Below are 13,554 nucleotides of genomic sequence, written 5' to 3'. Positions count from 1 at the left end.
CGGCCCCCGCCCCTCTCCGTAGCGTCGTTCGCATGAGAAACGAGACCAGGGGAACCCTCGAACTGACCCTCGCCATGGTGCTGTCCGGCACCCTCGGTGTCTTCGTCGTCGAGTCGGGCGCCTCGCCCTTCGAGGTGGTGTTCTTCCGGTGCCTCTTCGGGGCGGTCGCGCTCGGGCTGTACAGCCTGGCCCGCGGCTACTTCACCGGGCACGGATTCACCGCGCGGTCCTTCGGACTCGCCGTCCTCGGCGGGGTGTTCATCGTCTTCAACTGGGTGTTCCTGTTCGAGGCGTACGCCGCCTCCTCCATCTCGCTCGCCACCGTCGTGTACCACACGCAGCCGTTCTTCCTCGTGCTGCTCAGCGCGTTCTTCCTGCGGGAGCGGATCCCCGCCGGGAAGCTGGGGTGGCTGGCGGTCGCCTTCGTCGGGCTCGTCCTCGTCTCCGGTGTGCGGCCGGGGGACACCGCCTCCCTCCAGGGGCTCGGGTACGCGCTCGCCGCCGCCGTGCTGTACGCCCTCGCCACCTTCGTGACGAAGAGGATCGGCGGCGTAAGGCCGCATCTGATCGCTCTCGTGCAGGTCGCCGCCGGGGTGCCGCTGCTGCTGCCCTTCGCCGACCTCGGGGCGGTGTCCGGGCTCGGGAGCGGGTGGGTCTGGCTGGTGGGGCTCGGGCTCGTGCACACCGGGGTGATGTACGTGCTCATGTACGCGGCCTACGCCAAGCTGCCCACCGCGAAGATCGCCGTCCTCGCCTTCACCTACCCGGCGGTCGCGATGCTCGTCGACTGGGCGGTGTACGGGCACCACATCGGGCTCGTGCAGGCGCTCGGCGTGCCGCTGATCGTCCTCGCCAGCCTCAGGGTGACTCTCGCGCGAGCCGCCGCGCCTGCTCCACGAACAGGCGGACGTGCGCAGGAAGCCGCTTCCCCCGTCGCCACGCGAGCTGCGTGAAGAGCGTGAACGGCGGCTCCCAGTCGAGCGCCACCAGTGCCCCGGACGCCAGTTCCTCCTGGACGGTGATCCGGGGCAGCAGGGCTATCCCGAGGCCGGCGGCGACCGCCCGTTTGCTCGCCTCGATCGTGCCGAACTCCAGGAACTCCGGGCCCGAGGATGCCCCCGCCGCCAGCTCCGCCTCGAAGAGGTCCCGGTAGGCGCAGCCCGGTTCGGTGCCCACCAGGGCGGCTTCCGTCAGGTCTGCCGTGGTCAGCTGCGTACGGGCTGCCAGGGGGTGGTCCGGGGACGCGATCAGGGCCAACGGCTCCGGTGCCAGGACCTCGGAGTCCAGGCCCTCGTGGGTGGTCTCCGCCTCCATCAGGAAGCCCAGGTCGTACGTGCCCTGCCGCAGGGCCTGCCGGGTCGCGTCGCCGAGGGTGGGGCGCAGGGCGAGGCGTACGGCGGGGTGGCGGTGGTGGACGTACTCCAGGAGCGGCGGGAGGCGGTAGGTGGTCAGCGACTCCATCGTGCCGATGGTGATCGTCCCGGCCGGTTCCCCGGCGGCGACGGCCGCCCGCGCCTCCTCGGCCAGCTCGGCCATGCGGCGTGCGTACGGCAGCAGCCGCTCGCCGGCCTCGGTGAGGCGGATGCGGCCGCCGAGCCGGTCGAACAGCTCGGTGCCGAGGGAGGTCTCCAGGGTCCTGATCTGGGCGGTCACGCTGGACTGGGCGTAGCCGAGGTCGGCGGCGGCGCGCGTGAAGGAGAGGACTTCGGCGACCTTCTCGAAGGTGGCGAGGAGGCGTAGTTCCATCAGGAGGTCCGCGTACAGGAGGTCCGCGTGACGACGCTCACGCGCCCTTCTCCTCGCCGCCGTCCTCGCGCTCGCGCCGCTTCAGCTCGTCCTCGCGGCGGCGCAGGTCGTCCTCCCACTCCTTGAACAGCTCCTCGTCCTGCCGGCCGCGCCCGCCCGGCTTCTCCCCGGGCTTCTCGTCGGAGTCGCCGAGGGACTTCAGGAACTCGGGGTTGTCGTCGGGCGCGACCCAGCGGCCGCCCCGGCCGCCACCGCCGATGCGGTGCCGTTCCTTCCCCGCCGCGATCCAGCCCACCGAGCCGACCAGCGGGAAGAGGAGGATCACGAGGACCCAGACCACCTTGGGCAGGTGCTTGACCTCGTCCTCGGGTGTGTTCAGACAGTCGATGAAGGCGTAGATGAGCAGCGCCAGTGGCAGGAGGAACATCAGCGCCCTGAGCATGTGGAAAAGCCCCCTGGAAGCGGTGGCGGGGGCGCGTCGAGTCGGCCCCGGTGACAGGTCCAGCCTAGCCGGTGACCGATACTTGCCCGTATGGCTTACGACGATCTCCGCTCGCTGCTCAGGGCGCTCGAGCGCGAAGGCGACCTCAAGCGCATCAAGGCCGAAGTCGATCCGTACCTGGAGGTCGGGGAGATCGTCGACCGGGTGAACAAGGCGGGAGGGCCCGCGCTCCTCTTCGAGAACGTGAAGGGGTCCGCCATGCCCCTCGCGATGAACGTGTTCGGCACGGACCGGCGGCTGCTCAAGGCGCTCGGCCTGAAGTCGTACGAGGAGATCAGCGAGAAGATCGGCGGTCTTCTGAAGCCGGAGCTGCCGCACGGCTTCGTCGGTGTCCGGGAGGCCTTCGGCAAGCTGGGCTCGATGGTCCACGTGCCGCCGAAGAAGGTGAAGGACGCTCCCGTGCAGGAGGTCGTCCTCACCGGTGACGACGTCGACCTCGACAAGCTGCCCGCGCTCTTCACCTGGCCGAAGGACGGCGGCTCCTTCTTCAACCTGGGGCTCACCCACACCAGGCACCCGGAGACGGGCGTGCGGAACCTGGGCCTCTACCGGCTCCAGCGGCACGACAAGCGCACCATCGGCATGCACTGGCAGATCCACAAGGACAGCCGGAACCACTACGCGGTGGCCGCCGAGCGCGGCGAGCGGCTGCCGGTCGCCATCGCCTTCGGCTGCCCGCCGGCCGTGACGTACGCCTCCACCGCGCCGCTGCCCGGCGACATCGACGAGTACCTCTTCGCCGGCTTCGTGCAGGGCAAGCGGATCGAGATGGTCGACTGCAAGACCGTGCCGCTCCAGGTCCCGGCGCAGGCCGAGGTCGTGATCGAGGGCTGGCTGGAGCCGGGCGAGATGCTGCCGGAGGGGCCCTTCGGCGACCACACCGGCTTCTACACCCCGCAGGAGCCCTTCCCGGCCCTGAGGATCGACTGCGTGACGATGCGGAAGCGGCCGCTGCTCCAGTCGATCGTGGTCGGCCGGCCGCCGACCGAGGACGGTCCGCTCGGGCGTGCGACGGAGCGTTTCTTCCTGCCGCTCCTCAAGATCATCGTGCCGGACATCGTCGACTACCACCTGCCGGAGTCGGGCGGCTTCCACAACTGCGCGATCGTCTCGATCGACAAGAAGTACCCGAAGCACGCGCAGAAGGTCATGCACGCCATCTGGGGCGCCCACATGATGTCGCTGACCAAGCTGATCGTCGTGGTCGACAAGGACTGCGACGTGCACGACCTGCACGAGGTGGCCTGGCGGGCGCTCGGGAACACCGACTACGCCCGCGACCTGACCGTCGTCGAGGGGCCCGTCGACCACCTCGACCACGCCTCCTACCAGCAGTTCTGGGGCGGCAAGGCGGGCATCGACGCGACGAGGAAGCTGCCGGAGGAGGGCTACACCCGGGACGGCGGCTGGCCGGACATGGTGGAGTCGGACCCGGCGACGGCGGCCCTGGTGGACCGCCGTTGGAAGGAGTACGGGCTGTGAGGGGACGCGGCATGACGGGCTCGGACGGCGCGGAGCCGGGGTTTCCCCGCCTCCGCGAGGGTGATCCGGAGTACGGGCTGTGATGGCCACCGCCGCCGTCCCGGGCGCTCAGCCGGGGCGTACGAGGGCGTTCCTGCGGCTCGTGATGATCGAGCACTCGGTCTTCGCGCTGCCCTTCGCCTACATCGCCTCCCTCACCGCGATGTTCCAGCTCGACAGGAGGATCCACTGGTGGACGCTCTTCCTCGTCACCGTCTGCATGGTGGGCCTGCGGACCTTCGCGATGGCCTGCAACCGGATCATCGACCGGGAGATCGACGCGCGTAATCCGCGGACCGCCGGCCGGGAGCTGGTCACGGGCGCGGTGTCGGTGCGGTCGGCGTGGACCGGGGCCGGGATCGCGGTCGTCGTCTTCCTCGGCGCCGCCGCGCTGCTCAACCCGCTCTGCCTGGCGCTCGCGCCGCTGGCCGTCATCCCGATGGTGGTCTACCCGTACGGCAAGCGGTTCACGAACTTCCCGCACGCCATCCTCGGCCTCGCCCAGGCCATCGGGCCGATCGGCGCCTGGCTCGCGGTGACCGGGGAGTGGTCGTGGGACGCGGTGATCCTGGGGCTCGCGGTCGGCATCTGGATCGGCGGCTTCGACCTGATCTTCGCCTGCCAGGACGTGCAGGCGGACCGGGCGCAGGGCGTGATGTCGGTGCCGGCCCGCTTCGGCATCCCGGCGGCGCTGTGGGGCGCGCGGGCCTCGGCGGTCGTGACCACCGGGCTGCTCGTCTGGTACGCCCTGGTCACCGGCGCGGGGCTGTTCTTCTGGATCGGCCTGGTGATCGTGGCCGCGGCCTTCTGCTACGAGCACTCGATCGTGAAGCCGCACGACCTGTCGCGCCTGAACCGGGCGTTCTTCACGACCAACGGTTTCATCGGCATCTCCCTCTTCCTCTGCGCCCTGCTCGACCTGCTGGTCCGCGGGCTCACCCTCTAGGCTCGGCGCCATGAACGACGGCAAGCGCATCCCCTGGATCGTGGGGGTCTCCGGGGCGTCGGGGACGCCGTACGCCGCTTCCGTGCTGAGGGGGCTGCTCGCCGCGGGGGAGAGCGTCGACCTGGTGGTCTCGCGGGCCTCGCGGCTGACGCTGCTCGACGAGACGGGGATCGCGTTCCGGGACGCGTACTGGCGGGAGGACCTGGCGGCCTGGCTGGCGCGGGGGGCGGACGGGAAGCCGGACGCCTTCGACGCGGACGTCGGCGCGGTGAGGTACTGGCCGGCCGGCGATCTGGCGGCGGGGCCGTCCTCGGGGTCGTACCCGGCCAAGGGGATGCTGGTCGTGCCGGCGTCGACGGCCGCCGTGGCGGGGATCGCGCTGGGGCTTTCGAAGGACCTGCTGCAGCGGGCGGCGAGCGTGACGCTCAAGGAGCGGCGGCCGCTGGTGGTCGCGGTGCGGGAGACCCCGCTGAGCGGGCAGACGCTGAAGCAGATGGTGGCGCTGGACGAGGCGGGCGCCGTGGTGCTGCCCGCCTCTCCGGCGTTCTACGCGGGGGCGACGCACATCCAGGAGCTGGTGGACTTCGTCGCGGGGCGGGTGCTCGACGCGGCGGGGGTGCCGCACGAGCTGTACCGCCGGTGGCGGGGAGAGCTCGGGGGAGCGTCCGGGGGAGGGCCCGAGGGGGCCTTCCGGAGGGAGCGTCCCGGGGGAGCGTCCCGTGCCGGTTAGCGCTTCTTCGCGGCCTTCTTGTGGGCGCGCTTCGAGGCGGGGGCGGACTGGTGGGCACGCGAGCGGTTGGCCAGGTCCTGCAGCTCGCGCATACGGGCGTAGGCCATCTCGATCGTGTACACGGTGTTCTCACTCCTGAAAGATCGTCTTTGATCTGTTGAAAGATTCGCAGGGCGACTGCCCTGCATGCCTTAGATTCTATACCTAAACTTGCGGTACCGCTGGACAATGGAAGGTCGTATACCTATGGACGCCGTGGACAGGCAGCTCATCCAGGCCCTGCGCGAGAACGGCCGCGCCTCGTACGCCGAGCTGGGACGGCTCGTCGGGCTCTCCGGCCCCTCCGTCACCGACCGCATCAACCGCCTGGAGGCGGCCGGGGTCATCACCGGCTACCGCGCCACCGTGGACGCCGCCTCCCTCGGCCTGGGCGTCACCGCCCTCATCGGCATCTCGCTCTCCGACGCCGCCGACCACGAGGACGTGGCCCGCCGCCTGAAGGACCTCGCCGAGATCGAGGACTGCTGGTTCATCGCCGGCGACGACTCCTACATGCTCAAGGTCCGCGCCAGCGACGTCGACGGCCTGGAGAAGACGATCCGCCGCCTCTCCGGCACCAAGGGCGTCTCCCGCACGCGCACCACGATCGTCCTCTCCACCAAGTGGGAGAACCGGGTCGGGGACCTGCCGGAAGAGGTCTGAGAGTACGGTGGGTGAGCCTGATTTCGTCGGATTCGGATACATGGGAGGCGACCGTATGGACGCGGGGCTCAAGCGTGAGCTGGAGCAGAAGGTCCGGGACGGTGAACGGCTGAGCCGCGAGGACGGCATCGCCCTCTACGAGTCCGACGACCTTGCCTGGCTCGGCGGACTGGCCCACGAGGTCAGGACCCGCAAGAACGGCGACGTGGTCCACTTCAATGTCAACCGGCATCTGAACATGACCAACGTCTGCACCGCCTCCTGCGCCTACTGCTCGTTCCAGCGCAAGCCGGGCGAGAAGGACGCGTACACGATGCGCATCGAGGAGGCGGTCCGCCTCGCCAAGGCGATGGAGAGCGAGAACCTCACCGAGCTGCACATCGTCAACGGGCTCCACCCCAACCTGCCCTGGCGGTACTACCCGCGCTCCCTCTCCGAGCTGAAGAAGGCCCTGCCGAACGTCTCCCTCAAGGCCTTCACCGCCACCGAGATCCACCACTTCGAGACGATCAGCGGCCTCTCGGCCTCCGAGATCCTCGACGAGCTGATCGAGGCCGGCCTGGAGTCGCTGACCGGCGGCGGCGCCGAGATCTTCGACTGGGAGGTCCGGCAGCACATCGTGGACCACCGCACCCACTGGGAGGACTGGTCCCGGATCCACCGCCTCGCCCACGAGAAGGGCCTGAAGACCCCCTCGACGATGCTGTACGGGCACATCGAGGAGCCGCGCCACCGCGTCGACCACGTGCTGCGGCTGCGCGAGCTCCAGGACGAGACCGGCGGCTTCCAGGTCTTCATCCCGCTGCGCTACCAGCACGACTTCGTCGACATGCAGGACGGCAAGGTACGCAACAGGCTCCAGGCGCGCACGACGATGGCGACCGGCGCGGAGGCCCTGAAGACCTTCGCGGTCTCCCGGCTCCTCTTCGACAACGTGCCGCACGTCAAGGTCTTCTGGGTCATGCACGGCGTCCAGACCGCGCAGCTCGCGCTCCAGCACGGCGCCGACGACATGGACGGCTCGGTGGTCGAGTACAAGATCACGCACGACGCCGACAACTACGGCACGCCGAACAAGCTCACCCGCGAGGACCTGCTGGAGCTGATCCGCGACGCCGGTTTCCGGCCGGTCGAGCGGAACACCCGGTACGAGATCATCCGCGAGTACCCGGGGCCGGACGCGGGGCGGCGCGAGTCGCCGCAGCCGATGCGGGTCTGACGGCTTCGTGCCCGGGCGGGCCGACGGTGTCGGCCCGCCCGGGGTTCAGACTGCTCGGACCGCTCGGACCGCTCAGACCGCCGGCGTGGCGTAGTTCAGCAGCATCGCGAAGTTGCGCGCGTACGCGTCGTGAGGGGCCGCGCCCTCCAGACGGATCATGGCCTCGTCCTGCTCGGTGAGGGAGGACTCGTCCAGGTTGTGGGAGCCGGTGAAGGTCCACTTGGTGTCGGGGTGGCCCGCGTAGTTGCCCTCGATCGTCAGGTACTTGGAATGGACGAGGTAACCGTCGGCGTTCAGCTGCTTGAGCGTGATGTTGGCGCGGCCCTTGAGGGTGGAGACCGCGCTGCCCTCGGCGTAGACGACCTCGATCCTGCAGCCCTGGCCCGCGAGCGTGACGAGGGTGTTCGCGACCGCGGGGCGGTGCAGCGCGAAGGCCGCCACGCGCACGATGGAGCGGTGGCTGGTGGGCGTGCCGACCGTGGTGTTGCCGGTGCAGGAGACGTTCTTGAGGATGTCGACGACGACGTCACCGCTGCCCTGCGGGAAGAAGTAGTACTTCTCGGTGCCGACCTTGGCGGTGGTGTAGTAGTTGCTGTTCTTCACGCCCGAGGCCAGGTCGTTGAAGTAGTCGACGTAGGCCGTGTACAGGGCGGTGTTGCCGACGACGGTGTAGGCGTTGTTCCAGTACTTGGCGGTGTTGAGCGCGGTCTGGTTGGCGGAGGTCTGGATGACCACGTCCTCCTCGACCCCCGCCACCGTGCCGGTGCGGGAGAACGTGAAGAACTTGTTGTGGTTCCGCGGCTTGTCGATGTCGTCCGCGGTGGCGATGCAGCCGCCTATGGTGCTGTCGGGATTGCTGGGGTACTTCTTGCAGACGTAGACCCAGGAGCGGGCGGTCTTGTCCTTGCCGAGGGCCGAGATGAGGTTCTTCGCGGCCGCCGAGTCCGCGTACTTCACGTCCAGGACCACCCGGACGTTGACGTTCCTCTGGTGGGCGGCCACCAGGGCGTCGGTGTACGCCTGGTCGTTCAGGGCGTAGAGGGCGCTGCGGATGACCCGCCCGGACTCGGTCCGGCGGATCGCGTTGATGATGTGGTCCTTGACGGCGTTCTGCTCCGTCACGGTGCCCTTGGGGTTGTTGAACACCGCTCCGGTGACGACCGGGACGGTGTCCTCGGCGACGGCGGTGCCGGCGCCGGGCAGGAGCATGGCACCGGCCAGGAGGACGGCCGCGCCCATACGGCGAAGGCCCATGCGGCGAAGTCCTGTACGGGGAAGGGGAGATGCGAAGATCGGGATCACTCCTCTGACTACGGGTCCGACACCACGCGAAGATCGACTTCGCGTGGTGCGCGACAGCGTAGACCGAGGCGGGCCGGCTCAGGTCAGGGGCAGCAGCATGGTGATGTCGTCGCGGTCATCACCGGGGCCCACACGGATGGCGCCGGGGACGCGCCCGACCTCCTTGTAACCGGCCTTCGCGTAGAAGGAGTCGACGCCGGTGCCGCCGCGGACGCCGAGCCGGATGGCCTCGATCCCCTCGAAGCCGGGGGCGGTACGGGCGGTGTGCTCGACGGCCGCCATGAGGTCGAGACCGTACCCCTTGCCCTGGTGGCGCGGATGCACCATCACCGTGTACAGCCACACCCAATGGGTCATCAGGCGGTGGCTGTTGAGGACGAGGAAGGCGGTGGCGGCGATCTCCCCCTCCTCGTCGCGCCCGACCAGGAGCCGGGTGGTGCCCTGGGTCATCCCGGTGAGGTGCTTGAGGAGGGCGGGGCGGATCTCCGCCGGGGTGACGGGCGGGACGAATCCGACGGCGCCGCCCGCGTTGGACACGTCGGCCCAGAGGGCGAGGACGCCGTCGGTCAGGGACTGGTCGACCGCCGGATCGACCTCGAAGGTAAGGGGCATAGGGATAGCTTAGCTATTACCCCTTGGTGGGCTCAAGGGCTCCGGAGGGCGTGACCACAGGCGCGGGCGTGGGCGCGGGGGCGGGAGCCGGTGTGGTGCTCGTCGCGCGGTGCCTGCGGGTGGGCAGGCCGAAGGTCGGGTGCGAGGTGGTCCACAGCGAGATCCGGAGGATGGCCGCCTTGATCCGTACCGCCTTCCGGCCGCTCAGGTACTTCGGCTTCGCGCGCGCCTCCTCGTCGACCAGCTGGAAGATCGCGTCCCGCCGCCCGAGGCTGATGTGGTTGGCCACGTACTCCAGCTTGGTGTTCTTGACCTCGCGGCCGGTCAGGCGGCTCATGATCGCGTGCGTGGCCTGCATGCCGGTGTAGCCGGCCGAGGCGCAGGACATCGGCAGCGGCAGGCCGTTGTCGCCGATGACGTAGGCGCTGTCACCTGCGGCGTACACGTCCGGGTGCGAGACCGACCGCATGTGGCGGTCGACCACGATCCGGCCGTCCCCGGTGACGTCGAGGCCACTGGCGGAGGCGACCGGGCCGGCCGCGAAGCCGGCCGCCCACACGGTCGCGTCGGACGCCAGGGCGGTGCCGTCGGCGCACCGCACCTGCGCCGCCTCGACCGCTTCGACGCGGGTGTGCTCCAGGACGGTGATGCCGAGGCGGTCGCAGGCCCGGCGCAGGTGGGCGCGGGCGCCGTCGGAGAGCCGGTCGCCCAGCTCGCCCCGCGCGACCAGCGTCACCGACAGGCCGGGCCGGGACTCGGCGATCTCGGTGGCGGTCTCGATGCCGGTCAGGCCGTCGCCGACCACCAGGACGCGGCCGCCTTCGCGGCGCCCGCCCAGGGCGTCCAGGCGCTCGCGCAGGCGCAGCGCCGAGGGGCGGGAGGCGACGTCGAAGGCGTGCTCGGGGACGCCGGGGACGCCGTGGTCGGCGACGCGGCTGCCGAGCGCGTAGAGGAGGGTGTCGTACGGGAGAGCGTCGGTGGTGGAGCCGGCATCGGTCGCGGTGTCGGTCACGGTGACGGTCCGGCGCTCGGGGTCGAGGGCGGTGACGCGGCCCAGGCGGAGCCGTACGCCCGTGCCCGCGAAGACGTCGGTGAGCTGGGGGGCCTCGATCTTCTGGCCGGCCGCGAGCTGGTGCAGCCGCAGCCGCTGGACGAAGTCCGGCTCGGCGTTGACGACGGTGATCTCGACGTCCGCCGGGGAGAGGCGGCGGGCCAGGTTTCCGGCGACGTAGGCTCCGGCGTAACCGGCGCCGAGGACGACGATGCGGTGCTTCATGGGCTTTTCTCCTGTCGGTTCGGGACGGGGCGGGCGGGGACGGCGTCAGCGGGTGGGGCGGCCCTGGGCGCGGGTGCGGGACCGGGCCGTCCGGCCGAGGGCGAGGGCGGTCAGGCCGAGCACCATGGCGAAGTAGGCGCCGCCGAGGCCGGTGCCGGTGCCGAGACCGCCGTCGGCGGTCGCCGCGACCGCCCCGCCGACGGCCAGGGCGACGAGCCCGGTCACGAGCGCCGTGACGGCCCCGTTCCGGCGGGCCCAGGCGGCGACGCGGCCCTGCCCGGTACGGGGGCGGGTCAGGGCGAGGCCGCCGCCCGCCGTGCCGAGGAGGCCGACCAGCGCGGACAGGGAGGCCCCGACCCGGCCGACGCTCACGGTGTAGACGCTCGCGGCCAGCGGCTCGGCCGAGGGGGCGGCGGTCGCGGCGACGGCCGGCCCGGCGAGCGCGATGCCGCCGACCAGGACGGCGGCGGTGACGGCGGTGACGGTGGTGGCGGCAGCGACGGTGGTGGCGGCTGCGAGAGCGGATCGAGCGGACATGAGGTGACCTGCCTTTCCGAAGGGGTCCGACCTCAAGACACCGGGCCGCCGACCCCTGTGACACGCCGTGACGCGGGTCACCTCGCACCCGCCCCGGAAAGGCCGCGCCCGCCCCCGCCGCCGGTGAGCACCCCTTCCCGTGCTTCACTGGAGGTGCGCTCACCCCGTAGGGGACATAGGGGCCGAACGGGAAGGAAGGACGGACATGCTCCGCTACTCGCTGATGCGACTCGGCATCTTCGCAGGCTGCTTCTTCGCCCTGTGGGGCCTCGTCTACGTCGGCGCGCTCCCGCGCGGCCTCGGCGACTCCAACCTCCTCTGGGTGCTGCTCCTCGCCATCGTCATCTCCGCCCCCCTGAGCTTCGTCCTGCTCCGCAAGCAGCGCGACACCATGAGCGCCGAGATCGTCGAGAAGGTCGGCCGCGCGAAGAACCGCCTGGACGCCAACCGCACCCGCGAGGACGCGGTCTGATCCTCTTCCGCTGAGCGGTCACGGCGCGGTCGTGGTCGTCGCGGTCGCCGTCACGAGGGCGACGTACTCCACCACCACCGCGAACACCGCGTGCCCGGTGTCGGCGGTGTGCGTCTCGCAGGCCAGACGCGCGGCGGGCGCCTGATTCGTCGGCTCCGTCTCCCAGGCGCATCCGCCGCCGTCCAGGCATCGGGCGGTCACCGTCGCCTCGGACTCGGGGCCCGGGTGCATGCCCATCCGGTGGGCGGGCCGTACGGCCATGTCTCCGGGCCGCATGTCAGTCCCGGTCGCGGAGCGGCGAGGGGAAGACCGCCGTCAGCTTCGGCGGGGTGTGCGGGTGGTTCCCGATCTCCACGGAACAGTCCGTCGCCGCCGACCAGTCCGCCCCCGGCCCCTCCCGCAGCTCGGCGCGCCACCGCGCGAGCAGGGCGCACAGCGCGCACCCCTCGACCGGCTCGGGGTCCGGTCCGGCGCCGGCCGTCAGCACCACCGGAGCCCGGTCCGGGCAGCGCTGGTGCTCGTCGTCCTCCCGCCGCAGGGGCCGTACGGGGGTGATGAGGACGCGGATCCTCGCCCACTCCTCCACCGTGGGCGGACGGAGGTCCGCCCGGGGAGCGTTCCACCACGCCCCACCGCCCGGCGGTACGAGGCGTACGGTCCCCGCCCCCGCCTCGTGACCGGCGACCCGCCCCGCTCTGGCTCCGGCGAAGCGCGTGTCGACCACGAACGCGCCGAGGGCGGGAAGGGGGACCGTCGGTTGCGCGGCGGCCCGTTCGACCTGCGCCATCTGTTCGGTTTGTGCCGTCTGCTGGATCTGCTCGGTCTCGTCACGCACGGCCGCTCCTCTCCGTAGCATTTCCACTACCGGGAGCTCTGAGAGTGACCGACGGTCAGAAATCCTTTCAACGTTCCAGGGGAGGACGAAAGGTTGGCTAACGTCAAGGAGTTGGACCCCAGCGCGTCACCGCAAGCGGCCTACGGGGCGCTTCTGCGCAGGGTACGGATGGAACGGGGCTTCTCCCAGGACGAGATGGGTGAACGGATGGGGTACTCCTCCACCCACATCTCGTCCGTCGAAACCGGCCGCAAGATGCCTACCTTGCCTTTCTCGCGCAAGGCGGACGCCGCGTTGGAGACCGGCGAGAAGTTCCAGAACGAGTGGCGGAAACTGCGCTTCGGCATCCTCCTGGAGGGCTTCTCGGAGTACGCCGACCACGAGAGCCGGGCCGTGGAGATCCGCCTGTACGAGATCGGGATCATCCCGGGCCTCGTCCAGACCCCGGAGTACGCCCGCTGCCTCGCGGACAGCGCGGTGCGACGGGGGTCGATCACGCCCGAGCAGGCGGACGACCGTGTCGCGGTCCTGGAGGGCAGGCAGCAGGCCCTCGTACGCCCCCGCCCTCCGGCGATGCTGGTGGTGATGGACGAGAGCTGCATCCGGAGGGAGGTCGGCGGGCCGGAGATCATGGGCGCGCAGCTCGACCGGCTGCTGGAGTTCGCCGACCAGCCGCACACCGTGCTCCAGATCGCTCCGTTCTCGATAGGAGAACGCCGCGCGCTCAGCCTCCCGGTGTACCTGCTGACGCTGCCAGACGTGTCTGTGATGGCCTACGCGGAATCGCAGATTCGGGGGCATCTGGAGCGTGAAACCGCGTCCGTATTCGACCTGTTGAAGGACTACCATCAGCTTCAAGCCGAAGCCCTTCCACACGCGGCGTCGGTGGCTCTGATCCGCGAGGCACGAAAGGCTTACCCGTGACGACCGACTCTCCGCAGTGGTTCAAGTCCTCCTACAGTGACAACGGTGGCGCCTGCGTGGAGACCGCCGTCAACCTCGTCGCCGCGCACGGTGTCGTCCCCGTCCGTGACTCGAAGAACCCGGCCGGCCCGATCGTGACCGTGGGCGCCTCCGCGTTCGCCTCCTTCGTCCAGGGCGTCAAGGACGGCGTACTCGCCTGACCCCGGCTGGCCCCGTCGCGCCCTTCTCAG

General features: G+C 70.6%; 18 protein-coding genes. 9 read left to right on the top strand and 9 right to left on the bottom strand.

The window, feature by feature from the left end:
- Positions 1-32 precede the first annotated feature (32 nt).
- A complete protein-coding gene (locus QK442_RS07565; RefSeq protein ID WP_282693064.1) occupies positions 33-953 on the top strand; it encodes a DMT family transporter in 921 nt (306 codons plus the stop codon).
- Here QK442_RS07565 and QK442_RS07560 read toward each other — a convergent pair.
- Positions 859-1,746 (bottom strand): LysR family transcriptional regulator, encoded by an 888-nt coding sequence (locus QK442_RS07560; protein ID WP_282693063.1) that lies wholly within the window; start codon positions 1,744-1,746, stop codon positions 859-861. The genes QK442_RS07565 and QK442_RS07560 overlap by 95 nt on opposite strands.
- Before the next feature lie 37 nt (positions 1,747-1,783).
- A complete protein-coding gene (locus QK442_RS07555) occupies positions 1,784-2,188 on the bottom strand; it encodes a PLD nuclease N-terminal domain-containing protein (protein ID WP_282693062.1) in 405 nt (134 codons plus the stop codon).
- Positions 2,189-2,278: 90 nt separating this feature from the next.
- Between QK442_RS07555 and QK442_RS07550 the strand changes: the two genes are divergently transcribed.
- The 3 genes from QK442_RS07550 to QK442_RS07540 all read left to right on the top strand — a co-directional run bounded on the left by QK442_RS07550 (position 2,279) and on the right by QK442_RS07540 (position 5,445).
- Positions 2,279-3,730 (top strand): menaquinone biosynthesis decarboxylase, encoded by a 1,452-nt coding sequence (locus QK442_RS07550; protein WP_282693061.1) that lies wholly within the window; start codon positions 2,279-2,281, stop codon positions 3,728-3,730.
- 82 nt (positions 3,731-3,812) lie between these two features.
- Positions 3,813-4,715, top strand: coding sequence for a menaquinone biosynthesis prenyltransferase MqnP (gene mqnP / locus QK442_RS07545; RefSeq protein WP_282693060.1), 903 nt, complete (start codon positions 3,813-3,815; stop codon positions 4,713-4,715).
- 10 nt (positions 4,716-4,725) lie between these two features.
- Positions 4,726-5,445 (top strand): UbiX family flavin prenyltransferase, encoded by a 720-nt coding sequence (locus tag QK442_RS07540; protein WP_282693059.1) that lies wholly within the window; start codon positions 4,726-4,728, stop codon positions 5,443-5,445.
- On the opposite strand, the gene QK442_RS07535 is transcribed toward QK442_RS07540, so the two are convergent.
- Positions 5,442-5,567, bottom strand: coding sequence for a hypothetical protein (locus QK442_RS07535; protein WP_282693133.1), 126 nt, complete (start codon positions 5,565-5,567; stop codon positions 5,442-5,444). The two genes, QK442_RS07540 and QK442_RS07535, sit on opposite strands and share 4 nt — an antisense overlap.
- Positions 5,568-5,691: 124 nt before the next feature.
- On the opposite strand from QK442_RS07535, the gene QK442_RS07530 reads away from it, so the two are divergent.
- Positions 5,692-6,147, top strand: a complete 456-nt coding sequence (locus QK442_RS07530; RefSeq protein ID WP_282693058.1) for an Lrp/AsnC family transcriptional regulator — start codon at positions 5,692-5,694, stop codon at positions 6,145-6,147.
- Positions 6,148-6,202: 55 nt separating this feature from the next.
- A complete protein-coding gene (gene mqnE / locus QK442_RS07525; RefSeq protein ID WP_282693127.1) occupies positions 6,203-7,366 on the top strand; it encodes an aminofutalosine synthase MqnE in 1,164 nt (387 codons plus the stop codon).
- A gap of 72 nt (positions 7,367-7,438) precedes the next feature.
- Here the strand turns inward: mqnE and QK442_RS07520 are convergent, their stop codons facing one another.
- From QK442_RS07520 to QK442_RS07505, 4 genes are all read right to left on the bottom strand, one after another.
- Positions 7,439-8,620, bottom strand: coding sequence for a phospholipase D-like domain-containing protein (locus tag QK442_RS07520; RefSeq protein ID WP_282693057.1), 1,182 nt, complete (start codon positions 8,618-8,620; stop codon positions 7,439-7,441).
- A 126-nt stretch (positions 8,621-8,746) separates the two neighbouring features.
- Positions 8,747-9,280 carry a GNAT family N-acetyltransferase gene (locus tag QK442_RS07515; protein ID WP_282693056.1) on the bottom strand — a complete coding sequence of 178 codons (534 nt, stop codon included), beginning with the start codon at positions 9,278-9,280 and terminating at the stop codon, positions 8,747-8,749.
- A gap of 16 nt (positions 9,281-9,296) precedes the next feature.
- Positions 9,297-10,556, bottom strand: a complete 1,260-nt coding sequence (locus QK442_RS07510; RefSeq protein ID WP_282693055.1) for an FAD-dependent oxidoreductase — start codon at positions 10,554-10,556, stop codon at positions 9,297-9,299.
- 45 nt (positions 10,557-10,601) lie between these two features.
- Complete coding sequence (locus tag QK442_RS07505) at positions 10,602-11,093, bottom strand: DUF6223 family protein (protein ID WP_282693054.1); 492 nt, start codon at positions 11,091-11,093, stop codon at positions 10,602-10,604.
- Between the two features lie 205 nt (positions 11,094-11,298).
- Between QK442_RS07505 and QK442_RS07500 the strand changes: the two genes are divergently transcribed.
- Positions 11,299-11,565, top strand: coding sequence for a DUF4229 domain-containing protein (locus QK442_RS07500; protein ID WP_282693053.1), 267 nt, complete (start codon positions 11,299-11,301; stop codon positions 11,563-11,565).
- 18 nt (positions 11,566-11,583) lie between these two features.
- Here the strand turns inward: QK442_RS07500 and QK442_RS07495 are convergent, their stop codons facing one another.
- Positions 11,584-11,841: a hypothetical protein gene (locus tag QK442_RS07495; protein ID WP_282693052.1), complete on the bottom strand. Its 258-nt coding sequence runs from the start codon at positions 11,839-11,841 to the stop codon at positions 11,584-11,586.
- A 1-nt stretch (position 11,842) separates the two neighbouring features.
- Complete coding sequence (locus QK442_RS07490; protein WP_282693051.1) at positions 11,843-12,400, bottom strand: hypothetical protein; 558 nt, start codon at positions 12,398-12,400, stop codon at positions 11,843-11,845.
- A gap of 93 nt (positions 12,401-12,493) precedes the next feature.
- Between QK442_RS07490 and QK442_RS07485 the strand changes: the two genes are divergently transcribed.
- Together QK442_RS07485 and QK442_RS07480 are read left to right on the top strand one after the other, a co-directional pair.
- Positions 12,494-13,324, top strand: a complete 831-nt coding sequence (locus QK442_RS07485; RefSeq protein ID WP_282693050.1) for a helix-turn-helix transcriptional regulator — start codon at positions 12,494-12,496, stop codon at positions 13,322-13,324.
- On the top strand, positions 13,321-13,524 hold the full coding sequence (locus tag QK442_RS07480) for a DUF397 domain-containing protein (RefSeq protein ID WP_282693049.1): 204 nt from the start codon (positions 13,321-13,323) through the stop codon (positions 13,522-13,524). The genes QK442_RS07485 and QK442_RS07480 overlap by 4 nt, the downstream gene beginning before the upstream one ends.
- Positions 13,525-13,554 lie beyond the last annotated feature (30 nt).

This window comes from Streptomyces sp. CC208A (assembly GCF_030010625.1).
Lineage (GTDB): Bacteria > Actinomycetota > Actinomycetes > Streptomycetales > Streptomycetaceae > Streptomyces.
This window is presented reverse-complemented; position numbering and strand designations above follow the sequence as displayed.

Excerpts from the sequence above, each read along its gene's own strand:
- QK442_RS07565 (WP_282693064.1), top strand. The coding sequence starts at position 33 with ATGAGAAACGAGACCAGGGGAACCCTCGAACTGACCCTCGCCATGGTG.
- QK442_RS07560 (WP_282693063.1), bottom strand. The coding sequence starts at position 1,746 with ATGGAACTACGCCTCCTCGCCACCTTCGAGAAGGTCGCCGAAGTCCTC.
- QK442_RS07555 (WP_282693062.1), bottom strand. The coding sequence starts at position 2,188 with ATGCTCAGGGCGCTGATGTTCCTCCTGCCACTGGCGCTGCTCATCTAC.
- QK442_RS07550 (WP_282693061.1), top strand. The coding sequence starts at position 2,279 with ATGGCTTACGACGATCTCCGCTCGCTGCTCAGGGCGCTCGAGCGCGAA.
- mqnP (WP_282693060.1), top strand. The coding sequence starts at position 3,813 with ATGGCCACCGCCGCCGTCCCGGGCGCTCAGCCGGGGCGTACGAGGGCG.
- QK442_RS07540 (WP_282693059.1), top strand. The coding sequence starts at position 4,726 with ATGAACGACGGCAAGCGCATCCCCTGGATCGTGGGGGTCTCCGGGGCG.
- QK442_RS07530 (WP_282693058.1), top strand. The coding sequence starts at position 5,692 with ATGGACGCCGTGGACAGGCAGCTCATCCAGGCCCTGCGCGAGAACGGC.
- mqnE (WP_282693127.1), top strand. The coding sequence starts at position 6,203 with ATGGACGCGGGGCTCAAGCGTGAGCTGGAGCAGAAGGTCCGGGACGGT.
- QK442_RS07520 (WP_282693057.1), bottom strand. The coding sequence starts at position 8,620 with ATGGGCCTTCGCCGTATGGGCGCGGCCGTCCTCCTGGCCGGTGCCATG.
- QK442_RS07515 (WP_282693056.1), bottom strand. The coding sequence starts at position 9,280 with ATGCCCCTTACCTTCGAGGTCGATCCGGCGGTCGACCAGTCCCTGACC.
- QK442_RS07510 (WP_282693055.1), bottom strand. The coding sequence starts at position 10,556 with ATGAAGCACCGCATCGTCGTCCTCGGCGCCGGTTACGCCGGAGCCTAC.
- QK442_RS07505 (WP_282693054.1), bottom strand. The coding sequence starts at position 11,093 with ATGTCCGCTCGATCCGCTCTCGCAGCCGCCACCACCGTCGCTGCCGCC.
- QK442_RS07500 (WP_282693053.1), top strand. The coding sequence starts at position 11,299 with ATGCTCCGCTACTCGCTGATGCGACTCGGCATCTTCGCAGGCTGCTTC.
- QK442_RS07495 (WP_282693052.1), bottom strand. The coding sequence starts at position 11,841 with ATGCGGCCCGGAGACATGGCCGTACGGCCCGCCCACCGGATGGGCATG.